This window comes from Vibrio artabrorum (genome assembly GCF_024347295.1).
Classification (GTDB): Bacteria; Pseudomonadota; Gammaproteobacteria; order Enterobacterales; family Vibrionaceae; genus Vibrio; species Vibrio artabrorum.
Window position 1 is genome coordinate 688,466 of record NZ_AP025459.1, and the last position, 13,236, is coordinate 701,701.

General features: G+C 42.7%; 13 protein-coding genes. 4 read left to right on the forward strand and 9 right to left on the reverse strand.

Translation table 11 applies throughout. The annotated features are described in order from the left end of the window. The 4 genes from OCU36_RS17165 to OCU36_RS17180 all read left to right on the forward strand — a co-directional run bounded on the left by OCU36_RS17165 (position 1) and on the right by OCU36_RS17180 (position 3,743). Positions 1-450 carry a PAS domain-containing protein gene (locus OCU36_RS17165; protein ID WP_261839760.1) on the forward strand — a complete coding sequence of 150 codons (450 nt, stop codon included), beginning with the start codon at positions 1-3 and terminating at the stop codon, positions 448-450. 666 nt (positions 451-1,116) lie between these two features. Continuing rightward, positions 1,117-2,160, forward strand: coding sequence for a GMP reductase (locus OCU36_RS17170; protein ID WP_261839761.1), 1,044 nt, complete (start codon positions 1,117-1,119; stop codon positions 2,158-2,160). A gap of 331 nt (positions 2,161-2,491) precedes the next feature. After that, on the forward strand, positions 2,492-3,271 hold the full coding sequence (locus OCU36_RS17175; protein ID WP_261839762.1) for a MipA/OmpV family protein: 780 nt from the start codon (positions 2,492-2,494) through the stop codon (positions 3,269-3,271). 16 nt (positions 3,272-3,287) lie between these two features. Beyond that, positions 3,288-3,743 (forward strand): CC0125/CC1285 family lipoprotein, encoded by a 456-nt coding sequence (locus OCU36_RS17180; protein ID WP_261839763.1) that lies wholly within the window; start codon positions 3,288-3,290, stop codon positions 3,741-3,743. Positions 3,744-3,773: 30 nt separating this feature from the next. On the opposite strand, the gene OCU36_RS17185 is transcribed toward OCU36_RS17180, so the two are convergent. From OCU36_RS17185 to kduD, 9 genes are all read right to left on the reverse strand, one after another. Then, the gene (locus tag OCU36_RS17185) at positions 3,774-4,964 is read right to left on the reverse strand and encodes an ATP-binding protein (protein WP_261839764.1); all 1,191 of its coding nucleotides are present in this window, start codon (positions 4,962-4,964) and stop codon (positions 3,774-3,776) included. Between the two features lie 143 nt (positions 4,965-5,107). Next, on the reverse strand, positions 5,108-5,803 hold the full coding sequence (locus OCU36_RS17190; RefSeq protein ID WP_261839765.1) for a response regulator transcription factor: 696 nt from the start codon (positions 5,801-5,803) through the stop codon (positions 5,108-5,110). Beyond that, complete coding sequence (locus tag OCU36_RS17195) at positions 5,800-6,189, reverse strand: DUF3019 domain-containing protein (protein ID WP_261839766.1); 390 nt, start codon at positions 6,187-6,189, stop codon at positions 5,800-5,802. The genes OCU36_RS17190 and OCU36_RS17195 overlap by 4 nt, the downstream gene beginning before the upstream one ends. Positions 6,190-6,197: 8 nt before the next feature. Continuing rightward, the gene (locus OCU36_RS17200; protein WP_261839767.1) at positions 6,198-7,109 is read right to left on the reverse strand and encodes a MipA/OmpV family protein; all 912 of its coding nucleotides are present in this window, start codon (positions 7,107-7,109) and stop codon (positions 6,198-6,200) included. Positions 7,110-7,506: 397 nt separating this feature from the next. Continuing rightward, the gene (locus tag OCU36_RS17205; protein ID WP_261839768.1) at positions 7,507-9,273 is read right to left on the reverse strand and encodes a sodium:solute symporter family protein; all 1,767 of its coding nucleotides are present in this window, start codon (positions 9,271-9,273) and stop codon (positions 7,507-7,509) included. Between the two features lie 499 nt (positions 9,274-9,772). Further along, entirely contained in the window at positions 9,773-10,396 is a 624-nt protein-coding gene (locus OCU36_RS17210; protein WP_261839769.1) for a bifunctional 4-hydroxy-2-oxoglutarate aldolase/2-dehydro-3-deoxy-phosphogluconate aldolase, read from the reverse strand. A 117-nt stretch (positions 10,397-10,513) separates the two neighbouring features. Continuing rightward, the gene (locus OCU36_RS17215; RefSeq protein ID WP_261839770.1) at positions 10,514-11,443 is read right to left on the reverse strand and encodes a 2-dehydro-3-deoxygluconokinase; all 930 of its coding nucleotides are present in this window, start codon (positions 11,441-11,443) and stop codon (positions 10,514-10,516) included. Between the two features lie 343 nt (positions 11,444-11,786). Continuing rightward, a complete protein-coding gene (locus OCU36_RS17220) occupies positions 11,787-12,110 on the reverse strand; it encodes a cupin domain-containing protein (RefSeq protein ID WP_261839771.1) in 324 nt (107 codons plus the stop codon). 18 nt (positions 12,111-12,128) lie between these two features. After that, on the reverse strand, positions 12,129-12,890 hold the full coding sequence (gene kduD, locus OCU36_RS17225) for a 2-dehydro-3-deoxy-D-gluconate 5-dehydrogenase KduD (protein ID WP_261839772.1): 762 nt from the start codon (positions 12,888-12,890) through the stop codon (positions 12,129-12,131). Positions 12,891-13,236: the final 346 nt, after the last annotated feature.

Sequence of the window (13,236 nt, forward strand, 5' to 3'; positions counted from 1 at the left end):
ATGCTGCATCTTCCTGCCGAGTTTGAGCAATTTCACTGGATGGTGGATATGGTTCAAAACGTCGATATGGGGTTGGTCGTCATCAATCGTGACTTTCAAGTTCAAGTGTGGAATGGTTTCATGACTCACCATAGCGGTAAGCAGTCACATGATGCGATTGGTCAATCCATTTTTGAGTTATTTCCTGAGATTCCCAAAGAGTGGTTTAGATTGAAAACTAAGCCCGTTTACGATTTAGGTTGTCGAAGCTTTATTACATGGCAACAGAGGCCTTATCTCTTTAAGTGTCGTAATGTTAGACCAGTAACCCAGCAAGCGGATTTTATGTATCAAAACGTGACGCTCAATCCAATGCGTTCACCAACGGGTCAAGTGACGTCATTGTTCTTATCTATTCAAGATGCGACAGCGGAAGCCTTGATGTCTCAAAAGAGCGGGAATCGAATTTAAAGGGTGATTTCAATCATTGTTAGATGATCGTAACGTAATGGCTAAGGCTAACTACCTTAGTCACTTTTTGTGTTTTGGCCTTCGGATGGCTGGTTCAAAGTTTCGTTGTTTCCCCTCGGTTATCTTTAAAATCTTTTATTTCCCAACTTCTGACGCAAGTCAGTCACTTACCTCAAATCATCATTGACTCGATAAGAATGCCATGAATTTGCCCATTTTGGGTCGGTGACCGAGAAAAATGGAATTTATTTAAGGAAAAAGCGATCTTTTTGCAAAAATAGAAGGGTGATTTTTATGTAAATTTGGCGGGCTTTCTTCACATATTTGCTAGATAAGAAGTAAGTTTTGTCAAAAATAAAAGAAAACGTTTGCGTGATAAGCGGGTCGTGTTTGTGTGATTTTCTGTCTAAGTATTTGATTAGTGGGGTTTTAGTGGATAGAAAGGCGGTGCGTTTTTTAGCGGGTATGGAATCTTTGAGAGGATAGCACAAAAAAAAGTGAAATATCAGACTTGCTGTTACTAAATCACGACCTATAATGCTGAAAACCGGAGCGTCTGCCAACGCTCCGGTTTTTTTGTGTCCGAAGAAAAGTAAAATCGTCTGCCAACGGTTTTGCTACGCATTTCGCGAGAGACACATAATTTTATGAATCAAGGAAAACACCATGCGTATCGAACAAGAACTTAAGTTAGGTTTCAAAGATGTACTCTTCCGTCCGAAGCGTTCTACCCTGAAAAGCCGTTCTCAAGTTGAATTAACCCGCGATTTTACATTCAAGCATAGCGGTCGTCAATGGTCTGGTACGCCAGTCATTGCAGCGAACATGGATTCGGTAGCAAGCTTTGAAATGGCATCAGCTCTAGCAGAGCACGGTGTTATGACGGCAGTACACAAGCACTACACAGTAGAGCAGTGGGCTGAGTTCGCGAAAACGGCAGACAAGAAAACACTGAACAATGTATTTGTATCAACAGGTACGTCAGACGCTGAGTTCGAGAAAGTTAAGAAGATCATGGCGCTTAGCGAAGAGTTTGTATTCATCTGTATCGACATCGCGAACGGTTACTCAGAGCATTTGGTCGAATACGTACAACGTGTACGTGCTGAATTCCCAGACAAGGTTATCTCTGCTGGTAATGTTGTAACGGGTGACATGTGTGAGGAGCTGATTCTTGCTGGTGCAGACATTGTGAAAGTCGGTATCGGCCCTGGTTCTGTGTGTACGACTCGTGTTAAAACCGGCGTAGGTTACCCTCAACTTTCAGCCATCATCGAATGTGGCGATGCGGCACACGGCCTGGGTGGCATGATCATCGGTGACGGTGGTTGTTCATGTGCGGGTGATGTATCTAAAGCCTTCGGTGGCGGTGCTGACTTCGTCATGCTGGGCGGTATGTTAGCCGGTCACGAAGAGTCAGGCGGTGAAGTTGTAGAGAAAGAGGGTAAGCAATACATGAAGTTCTATGGCATGTCTTCGCAGTCAGCTATGGAGAAACACTCAGGTGGTGTTGCTAAGTACCGTGCTGCGGAAGGTAAAACGGTTTTACTTCCGTTCCGTGGTTCAGTTCATAATACAATTTCTGACATCCTTGGTGGTGTACGTTCAACGTGTACCTACGTAGGCGCAGCAAAGCTTAAAGAGCTAACGAAGCGTACGACTTTCATCCGTGTACAAGAACAAGAAAACAACGTATTCGGCAAAGAGTAACGTTTAAAACGACTGTTTGAAATTTTAAGAATTGAGCCACTTTAGAGTGGCTCTTTTTTTACCTGAAATTTGGCAAGTGGCGAGGAAGTAGCGATAGCCGAGAAAAATACAGTTCTTTTGAGGTAGACACTGCTCGATTTGTTTGTTTTTAGTCGTGGTAAATTGAGTCGATATGATTCCTTTTTGTTGTGTCGTGTTCCCCCCCCAACTTCCTTTCTGCCTACCTGAGTTTTTGTAACTCAGTCGGGATACATTTGGTTACAAAGTTTCTGATTGCTTTGCCATATAGTGTCATCACTGTCTGGTTAATCGAGCGAAAAGGGCTTTGATCATGAAAAAAATCACTTTAATTATCTCTACCATTTTATTTTCACATGCAGCTTTGGCTGACGCAGGAAACACTTATATCCGTAGCGGCAACATCTACACCCATGAAGGTAAGGCGTTTGTTGGAGGCGGTATCGTTACGGCAAGCCAATTCTATAAAGGCCAAAAGCACCAGACTGCTGTTTATCTCAATGGTGGTTATCATGGTGAAGATTTGAATGCCGATTTGGGGAGTGGTATCAATTACCGTTTTGTAGGCAGCAATGATGATGTGCTCAATATGAGTGTATTCATGGTTGCTAACCCAGGCTTTGAAGCTGACGATGCGAAAATCTTAAAAGGCATGGACGATCGTGACATCAGTGGTGATATTGGTTTGAATGCTGATTTCCACCTAGGACAAGGCACCCTTTCTGGTAAGTTCCAACACGACGTTACCGGTGTTTATAAAAGCTTCCAAACCGACCTGACTTACTATCATCCAATGGCATTTGACTTCATGGATTTTGTTCCATACGCAGGAGTCCATTACTACAGTGAAGATTACGTGAATTACTATGCGGGTGTGTCTTCTTCTGAGGCGACAGTGGGGCGTTCAGAATACAAGGCTAACGGTGCCTTTGCATACAGAGTAGGTTACACCATGATTTTCCCTATCACGGAGCATCTCGATATCACTCAAGCAACGGGCTACTCGTACCTAGACTCTGCTCTTGCAGAATCACCACTCATTGATAACAAGAACCAATGGGCAACCACTTTCGGCGTGAACTACACCTTCTAAATTAAGGAACAATATAATGAAATTATTTAAAAAGTTATCAATCGTGGCGGCTGTTGCAATACTATTGAGCGCTTGTGCTACGCCTTATAACACGCAAAAGAGCTTTTGGACGTTTGGTAAAGGCTTTACGACTACGCAGATTGCTCCTGAAAGTTGGCAGATCAGCTTTGTCGGCAACAACTACACAGATAGAGCTAAGATTCGTGAATATGTGATGTTTAAAGCAGCGCAGCTGTGCCATGACGCAGGACTTCCTTACTTTACTTACACCACTGAGCTCACCAATCGCGATTCTGTCGGTCAAATTGGTGTAGCGGATGTTAATGATGGATTCGTGTTAGGTACGTCTAGTATGACTAAAGAAGGCTCTAGCGTTGTTGAAGTGACGGGCTTAAAAGTTAAACCTAGCAATCCTCAGGGTCGTATCTACGATACGGAATACATTCTAGCGCACTTAGACGTTGATAAATAATCTCAAGAGTATTGATTGATTTGAAGCACCCTACTTGTTAACGGTCGGGTGCTTTTCTTTATCTAGGGTAGGCAAGCTTAATCTCATGCAGGCGCCACCAAGATTTTGTGAACGATGGATTGAGAGCTTCGACCCCATCCAAGCACCGATTCGCATCACGATCGCAAGCCCCATACCATGTCCTGCGTTATCTCGGCTTTGAAGCCCTCTCACAAAGGGCTTGATCACTTGCTTTGCTTCTTCCTCATCAATGCCCTTGCCATCATCAGATACACTAAGCTCAGCAATCCCATCCTTTAGCTCTAGCTGTACGGCTATTTGCGAGACCCCAAAACGTTCAGCATTACTGAGTAAATTCCCTAATTGCATTGACAGGTACTTGGGGTCACTCTGCACGATTATAGGCTGAGAGTTGGGTTTGAATTCGAGCTGATGGGTGGCCGAGGAATAGGTAGACAATTTATCTTCTAACCAGCTATTTAGTTCGATAACCTCAAGGTTAGGCTCAATATTAGCTTGATCAAGTCTTGCATAGCTTAATAGAGTAGATACCAACTCTTCCATAGTATCTAAATCACGATTGATGCGGGTAAAGTACTTGAGCTTTAGCGTTTCGCTATCGGTTTCTTCGAGAGCCTCAATGCCAAACCTGAGTCGAGCTATAGGGGTTTTTAGATCATGAGAAACTGCGCGACTTAGTAACTTATTGTCATCAACAAGTTGTGATATACGGTCGGCCATTCGATTAAATTCGGTTTCTATCTCAGCAATATATGATGACCGATTCACCTGTATACGTTGTTGAAGATCACCCATGCCGAAGGATTTGGTCACCTTACTTAGATTCAGTAACTGCCGAATCAATGGAGACACCCAGAGCAACAAAATAATCACGATCCCAACATAAAAAAGTGTGGTGTAGATTCGATTAAGTGCCAGTGACTGATCTTCTAAGGGCAATAAGTGAGTCTTAATATTAAGTACCTTGCCGATATTAGGTAAGCGATAGTGAAGTGAGACACCTTCATCTGATTCAAGGACTAAGAATCCTTGCGATTCAAACTGCAATTTTAATGAAGGTGGTAAAGGAAAACTCGTCTCATTAATCAGTGATAATTGTTCATCATTGCTCCGATTCCAGCCTTTGATAAGCGGTTGGCTATCTAACTTAGGATCATCAAGGGTGCGAGACAAGCTTGTCCCAGCTATCTTCAGCGCCACTATTCGCTCTCTCGCGACTGTTGATGCCGACGGAACTTCGTGTTGGGACGCATACTCAGTGATTGACCAACCTAAGATGACGATGGAAGCAAGGACGACTACAACTAGCGAAGCAATGAGTTTTCTCATATTAAGATAATAATCTACGAGTTATCATCACGGCAAAATAGATAGCCTTGACCACGAATAGTTTTGATTTTGTAGGCTTGCTGAGGGGCATCGTGGAGCTTTTTCCTTAGGCGTGAGATACGGTTATCAATCGAACGATCAAAGCCATCATATTCTATACCTCGCAACTCAGTAGTCAGGTCTGTACGGGGAATTACCGTTCCCACTTTAGAGGCTAACAACCAAAAAGCATCAAATTCATTGGCGTTGAGATCGAGATTGTAGCTGCCAACCGAGACTGATTTTGCTGTGGCATTTAGTGTTAAAGAATCAAACTGCAGTAATTGGCTCTGCTTTTCATCAGTAGAGCGGCGCAGTAGTGCTTTAATGCGAGCGAGCATGACTTTGGGGCGTACTGGCTTAGTGAGGTAGTCATCCGCACCCACTTCGAGGCCTTTGATTTCATCCCCATCTTCCACGCAAGCTGTCATAAACAATATGGGACCGGAATAGAACACTCGCGCCTCTTTGCAGACATCAAACCCATCTTTTACGGGGAGCATGACGTCCAGCAAGACAAGATCTGGGCTTTCTTCAGCGATCATCTGTAGCGCAAAATCCCCCTGACTTGCCACCGTCACGCTGTAGTCGTGATCGAGTAGATAATCTCCGATCCACTCGGCCAGCGATGTGTCATCTTCAACAACCAATATGTGTTTTTTGTCGCTCAAAATAATCTCCATCCTGATTGAGATTGCTTAGGTGCTTTATACACCCAAATCACCACCACTTTAACCTCGGCCAATATCCTATCTGTCGATTGCTCAATTAATCGATAAGCCGTGGTGTTTGTGCGTTCAAAGCTGTATTCATAGTGTTGCAAAAAATTGCCTTCCCAACAAATAACCCTTTGACTATCGGCTGCCTGTAATAAGCAGTATTTTCCCTTATTGGGGGTTTGCCATTTAAACTGAATGTTTTGATAGCAGGTCTGCCCTTTGTGAAGGGCAACGCATTGCTCCGGAGTTGCTGTGAAATTGACGGTTTGTTCAGCCGCTGACGCTGGCTGGGCATTCATCAACAAGAGAAAGAGACAACACAAAAAGAGTTTATTCATGCCTCCCCCTAAAATACATAGCTTACAGAGACGTTAAATAGCGAGCTATAATTCCCCAAACTAAAGGGGCTCTCCGTAATCTCATCTGATAGCGCAGTAATGCGGTAGATAGAGCGGAATACGAAGTTTTCGCTGATAGGGTAGGCTGCACCCACCTCTAGACTGTAGTTAAACGCACTTTCAGGTGTGTATTGGTAAAATTGCCCAGTTGCTTCTTCGTTGCTGACACCATAGACATTACGAGTTAATTGTTTAGACAGGTAGGTCACTCCACCTAGCGTATATAGGTTCAGGTTTCTCAACTGCCAAGACTTACCTAACCTTATTGTGCTTTGAAAGCCTTGGTTATTGTAATAATCACTCACGGCACGAAACTGAAATACGTAGTTTTCATCCCAATAGCGGGTAGCACGCATACCAGCACCGATATAGAGAGACTCATTAGACATCAGATACTCATTTCTTTGCGCTTCGTTCAATGAGCTAACGTCTAGGCCATTAGGTCGTTGCCATGTCATCTCGACATTTGCGGCCAAGAAATCAAGGGACCAGTGTTCTGAGTTCCAAAAGTTATACCCTAGATTGGTCCCATCTTGAGATAGATGAACCAACTCGACGAACAGCCCTTTATATTGATAAATGCCATTGAGCATAAACAGTGGCTGAATATCACTGTGTTCGATATCACGAATATCGACTTGATTGAGGGCAATAACACTCGCTCCAAGCTCAAAGTAACCACCGCTATCTAGGCGACTCCCACCTTGAGTTACATTGCTGGATATATCTTCGGCAGACGCCGCAATGGAAAAAACAAAACTACTTAAAAGAAGTAAGGTTAAAAGCGGTCGCACAAAATAGTTAGATAGGTACGTAATATCAATGTCCTCGCTACAATCTATGAGTCTTGAGTTATTCATTTTATTCCATCTTATTACTTTGAAGTAAGTCGATCACTTTGTCTACTTAGGTGGCTAAACGCACTATACCTTACAATGACATGGAGAGACTTTAAAGTGGCTTTTTTGTCTGAAATATGGCTGCGGCAGGGTGAAAAGAGATGACACTGGCAGATTTCAGAGTCGGATAAGTGAAAATCCCGTTTAACTATGTGTTAACCGGGATTTTGAACGGTGAGTTTGTGTTTGACAGCATTAAGAAAGACTGTAATTTTTCGGGATTTTGGCAATGTATACCGCCATATTTTAACTTGTTAGCGTCTGACTTACCGTTATGTCTTAATAGTGTTAGTGCTTTAAGAGTAATGGCTACTTCGCAAGTGATATTGTGAGTAGCCATTGAATTACAAGTTATTGTTTATCGAACTGATGAAGTGACAGTTTTAACGTCATCAACGCCAGCGCTCTTCTTCAAGACGAAGCCGATAAGGAAAATAGCCGCCGCACATCCAAGGAATAACAATCGTCCCCACATTGGGTTAGGAATCATTGTCATTATTAATAAGCCGGCCCCCATAACCATCACGAGCGTTCCAAGCTTGTTACGTTGCATGCGGTCGTAGATATCTTGATCTTCTTCAGAGATAACTTCCGTTTCGATATCTTTAAAGAAGGCTTCTTGGGTTTCTAGGTTTTCATTGCTTTCTTCTTTGTAGAACAAGGTTGAGGCACAGAAGAAGCCAGCCGTGAAGACTAAGTGAGCAATGATGGTTGTGGTGGTACGGAATTCTGAAATTTCACGTCCTGTTAGGTTTTCTAGTCCAAACCATGAACCGATCACTTGTGGGGTAAAGACATTAATCATCATGTAAGAAACGAAGGCGCCAAATACAACGGTTGCCCATGGTGCCCATTTAGGTGTTTTACGAATGAAAATACCAAAACACAGAGGTACAAGCATTGGTGCAGAAAGCAACGTTGACGTTTGCATCATCAAGTCAAATAAGCTGAGTTCTTTCAATGAAGTAAAGAATTGAGCAGTCAAGATGACTAATAGACCATTTACAATACAGGTGATTTGACCAACTCTTAGCTGCTCACGATCACTTGCTTGACCTTTGCGAATGATATTGGCATAGAAGCTACGAACGAAAATACCAGAGTTACGGTTAAGTGCTGAATCCATAGAGGACATGGTAGCAGCGAAAAGTCCCGCCATTAATAAACCAACGGTACCAATTGGCATAGCTTCGCGAGCAAAGACCAAGTAAACCGCATCACGAGCCTTATTTCCTAGGTCTGGGTATTGTGCTGCCGCGTCTGGATACATAATGGCAGATGCCCACGGTGGGATAAACCAAATAAATGAACCGACTAGCATCATCATCCCAGCTAACAGAGCGGCTTTACTTGCGTTTTTAGAGTCTTTTGCATTTAGGAATCGATATGAATCCTGCATGTTATTAATATTCTGTAATTGTTTTACAATGAAGAATAAGAATGAAGTCACGATCAATATTGGATAGTTCATATCAGGGCCAGAGAAGAACCCAGATGGGAATTCATGAACAATCTCACTGGGTCCGCCAACCATTACCAGAGCGACAATCGCACAAGCAATAGAAACAACCGCAATAACTAAGGTTTGGATAAAGTCCGACGCAACCACGCCCCACGCTCCACTTAATAAAGATATTATGAGGACAGCAAGGCCTGTTACCCAAATAGTGGTCATGATGTCGGCATTGAATACCGCAGATGCGAAGACACTTAAGCCATTCAACCAAACCCCACCGGTTATAATACTAAGTGGGATAATGATCCAAGTGAAAAATTGTTCATTAGTTTTATCGAAACGGCGTCGAATAGCTTCGGTTGGGGTGTCTACACGCATTTGACGAAAACGGCGCGCGAAGTAGAAGTAAGCGACAATATAGGCGAATATGTTACCGATGAACACACCTAAAACAGCAAAGCCATCACTAAACGCCTTACCAGCGGCACCAGTAAAAGTCCATGCTGAGAATTGTGTCATGAATGCGGTGGCACCAACCATCCACCAAAGCATTTTACCGCCCCCACGGAAATAGTCACTGGTACTGTTACTGGCCATCTTTTTAAATAGCAAACTGATTACTACCATTAAGGCAAAGTAACCCACTATTACGAGGTAATCATAATTCATAGAACTCATCCTGAAACGTTGTTTTAATTTTGATTATATACTAGATATTATTAGTGCCTTTTAATGTGATTAAAATCAAAACGGCAGTTCAATTTTGTGATTTGAGTTAGAAGTGTGATGTAAATCGTCTTTATTGAGCCGCTGAAATAAGGTTTTCATGAAGTAAATAGAGCAATGTTGTTCGTCAAGCTTTCTGCCCTCTCGATGGGGGGAAGTACTTTGGATTGGTCTGTTGGGGCAATCGTTCGTGAGAGTTTTCGTTTTGCGATCCATGACGTTGGAGGAGCCTGAATCAGGATTTGATCGGTATGGTGAGTGTTCAGTTGTTAGGCGGTGAATAACTTCAGTTTGAAATCATTTTTATCGTTCAGGTGTGAGACTTGTGTCAAGTACGATGAGGCGTTAGATTGTTGAGTTGCGGAATGAAGATATTAAAGAGGTCACCTCATTTTGATTAAGGTGACTTCTTTAACTTGTGTCTGATGTCACTCAGTGAAAGCTATTTAATTATACCCGCAACATCCGCGATTAACGTAGCAAGCTCATCCCATTTTTCATCATCAATGAGATCGGTTGGGATCATCCACGTACCACCACAAGCAAATACCGATGGAATCGCTAGGTAATCGTTGACATTGTTAGGGTTAACACCGCCAGTCGGCATAAAGCTTACTGGATAAACCGCAGTTAATGCTTTGAGCATGTTCACCCCACCTGAAGGTTCAGCGGGAAAGAATTTTAAGGTCTCTAGGCCAAGTTCCATGGCTTGCTCAACTAGGCTTGGGTTGTTTACCCCAGGGACGATTTGTACACCGCGTTGTTGGCAATATTTCACGGTTGTTGGGTTAAGACCTGGGCTGACAACAAAATCAACACCCGCTTCAATCGATTCATCGACTTGTTTCGTGGTTAGAACCGTCCCTGAGCCGATCAGCATGTCTGGGTAAGCTTCACGCATATTTTTGATCGCTTGCGCTGCGGCTGGAGTTCGGAAAGTCACTTCAGCACACGGAAGGCCGTTTTCAACCAGAACTTGCGCAAGTTTTGTTGCTTTATTCGCATCTTTAATGGCAATCACTGGAACGACTTTTATTTCACTTAAACGTTGTTTAACGGTTGTCATAGTTTGTCCTTAATATCATCAATTATGTCTTGGTCTTGCGACCGTAGCTTTGTCTGCTTGCCACTTTTTTGCTTAATTTGGGGCAAAAAAGTGCATTTCTCGCGGATTTATTTTGGGTTAGTTTAATTCGGGCATTTCTTGTGCTGGTATAATTGCTCCACGGAAACAAATGACGGTACCCGCTAGTTTATGCCCCATTTGAGCTGACTCAAGTAAGCTGCCACCAGAAAGTCGTTTGGCTAAGTAACCGGCACTGAATGAATCACCAGCTGCGGTCGTATCTACAATGTTGTCGACTTTTTGTGGAGCAACTTCTATTCGCTCATCTTGTGTGATCACAAAGCACGCTTCCCCACCGCGCTTAATAATAATTTCATTTACGCCGAAAGCTTGGGTGCGAGCAATCGCTTGCTCTTCATTCTTATCACCGTATAACATTTCTTCGTCATCGTAAGTTAAGAAGGCAATGTCTGTCAGTTTCAAAATCGCTTGGTAGGCCTGTTGAGCTTGTTGTGGAGTCTTCCATAGAGCAGGGCGGTAGTTATTATCAAAGGCAATTTGACAACCTTGCGCTTTGCAGGTCGTTAGAACGGTCACCAGTTTTGTGAGTGCTTCTTCAGGTAAAATTGCCAAGCTTACGCCACTTAAATAAATCAGGTCGTATTGGCTAAGAGTATCGATCACTGCGGCTTCTGACTGCTCAAGTAACCAGTAACGAGCAGCGGCATCACTACGCCAATATTGGAAGCTACGCTCACCATCGTCGCTGGTGGAAATGGAGTAAAGTCCAGGCAATTTTTTATCGGAGATATGTACATGAGAAGTGTTGATCGCTTCTTTGTTCCACGCCTCCAACATAGCCTGGCTAAATGGGTCTTTACCTAAACCTGTCACATAAGAAGTGACAATATTTGTATGGGTAAGACGAGAGAGATAAAGCGCGGTGTTTAGTGTGTCACCACCAAAGCTTTGTTTATATAATTGTTCACCGGCTTTTTGTAGCTCCACCATACACTCACCGATAACGGCAACACGACTGACTAGCATATATTTCTCCTAAAAACGTAATGAATCCATTATCTTTAATCGTACCATTAAGGTTTGTAAAAATGGAACGCTGTTTCTTTTTTATTTCTTTCGTAAAGGAATAGACAAAAAAGCCGATCAGATGATCGGCATGGTCTTAGTGACATCATTTGTTTCTTGGCCAGCACCATAACCCACAATAATACAACCAAAGGTTTTAAGCTTCGTAAAATACTCACTTGAATCTCGCGTTAGGCATACGTTTGGGGCTGATCGTTTTTATCGATAATTTACGATAGAAATTGGGTAAATCTTTAATGTTGACTGTCTAAATTATATTCAAATTGGACAGCCGAATGATTGATTATTCGATAAAGTCTTTACGCATTGGGGTAAAGTTATCGAGCAATACGCCTTTTTCTAGACAGCGACACCCGTGAACAATATTTGGCTTTTTATACAATGCGTCACCGGTTTTTACTATTTTGGTTTCATCACCAATAGTGAACTCAAACTCACCGGATAAAACATAAGTCACTTGTTCATGCGGATGACTATGAAGCGCACCGATTGCGTCTTTTTCAAAGTAGACTTCTACTGACATGATGTTATCGCTATAAGCCATAATTTTACGTGAAACACCATCACCTAGGTCTTCTAGTTGAATATCATTGTTGTATAGAAACATTATTAATCCTTACTTTAATTAGCGTGCTAACCAACCACCGTCGACAGCAACTGTGTAACCATTAATGTAGCTTGCTGCATCAGAGGCTAAGAATACACAAGGGCCAGCTATATCTTCTGGTTTGCCCCATCGATCAGCGGGAATACGTTCGAGAATCGCGGCATTTCGGTCTTCATCGGCACGCAGTGCGGCAGTATTATTGGTTGCCATGTAACCTGGGGCAATCGCATTCACATTGATGTTGTGTTTCGCCCACTCATTGGCCATTGCGCGGGTGATCCCCATAACTGCACTTTTAGAAGCGGTGTAAGAAGGGACACGGATCCCGCCTTGGAAAGAAAGCATAGAAGCGATATTGATGATTTTGCCTCCATTGCCTTGAGCTATGAACTGCTTCGCAACGGCTTGAGACATGAAGAACACCGTTTTAGAGTTGATGTTCATGACATCATCCCAATTCTGCTCTGAAAATTCGATAGCATCTTCACGGCGAATGATACCGGCGTTATTGACTAAAATGTCAATTTTGCCAAATTCAGCGACTGCTTTTTCAATGATCGTTGGGATATCGTCTTGTTCGAGCAAGTTAGCACGAATATTAAGGAATGTATGGCCACCCGCGTTCATTAATTCAATGGTTTCCTCTGGTGCCGTGTAGTTAACTCCAACTACTTTACAACCCGCTTGTGCTAACCCTAAAGCCATACCTTGACCAAGACCTGTATTACAACCGCTAACAATTGCGACTTTACCTTCAAGATTAAATGCATTCAGAATCATAGTTATTTCCTTTAATGCCTAGTGTGGCAATCAATTTAGATAGGGTACCCCCTTTAGGCCGGTAACATTATCAATATTGAAACTATGTTTCAATAATTATTGTAATCATGTTTTTTAAAAGTGATGCGGATCTACATTATTTTTAATCTATTGTGTTTTTTACTGAGTCGTTCTTAAAAAGAATGAGGTGAGGGGGAGAGTGAATGATGAATTTGGATCTTATTCTAGGCTGTTGAAGGTATCGGCAGTGATGGATAAGGAAAACAATCAAATGCTGTTTCATCGGTGAGGAAGCGAGGTTGTCTTACTGCTCATTATTACGAAACAATACAAACTAGTTAATTGA

Bases quoted from the DNA above. Each gene is read 5' to 3' on its own strand.
- OCU36_RS17175 (WP_261839762.1), top strand. From the start codon at position 2,492: ATGAAAAAAATCACTTTAATTATCTCTACCATTTTATTTTCACATGCA.
- OCU36_RS17165 (WP_261839760.1), top strand. From the start codon at position 1: ATGCTGCATCTTCCTGCCGAGTTTGAGCAATTTCACTGGATGGTGGAT.
- OCU36_RS17195 (WP_261839766.1), bottom strand. From the start codon at position 6,189: ATGAATAAACTCTTTTTGTGTTGTCTCTTTCTCTTGTTGATGAATGCC.
- OCU36_RS17170 (WP_261839761.1), top strand. From the start codon at position 1,117: ATGCGTATCGAACAAGAACTTAAGTTAGGTTTCAAAGATGTACTCTTC.
- OCU36_RS17210 (WP_261839769.1), bottom strand. From the start codon at position 10,396: ATGACAACCGTTAAACAACGTTTAAGTGAAATAAAAGTCGTTCCAGTG.
- OCU36_RS17200 (WP_261839767.1), bottom strand. From the start codon at position 7,109: ATGAATAACTCAAGACTCATAGATTGTAGCGAGGACATTGATATTACG.
- OCU36_RS17215 (WP_261839770.1), bottom strand. From the start codon at position 11,443: ATGCTAGTCAGTCGTGTTGCCGTTATCGGTGAGTGTATGGTGGAGCTA.
- OCU36_RS17205 (WP_261839768.1), bottom strand. From the start codon at position 9,273: ATGAATTATGATTACCTCGTAATAGTGGGTTACTTTGCCTTAATGGTA.
- OCU36_RS17220 (WP_261839771.1), bottom strand. From the start codon at position 12,110: ATGTTTCTATACAACAATGATATTCAACTAGAAGACCTAGGTGATGGT.
- kduD (WP_261839772.1), bottom strand. From the start codon at position 12,890: ATGATTCTGAATGCATTTAATCTTGAAGGTAAAGTCGCAATTGTTAGC.
- OCU36_RS17180 (WP_261839763.1), top strand. From the start codon at position 3,288: ATGAAATTATTTAAAAAGTTATCAATCGTGGCGGCTGTTGCAATACTA.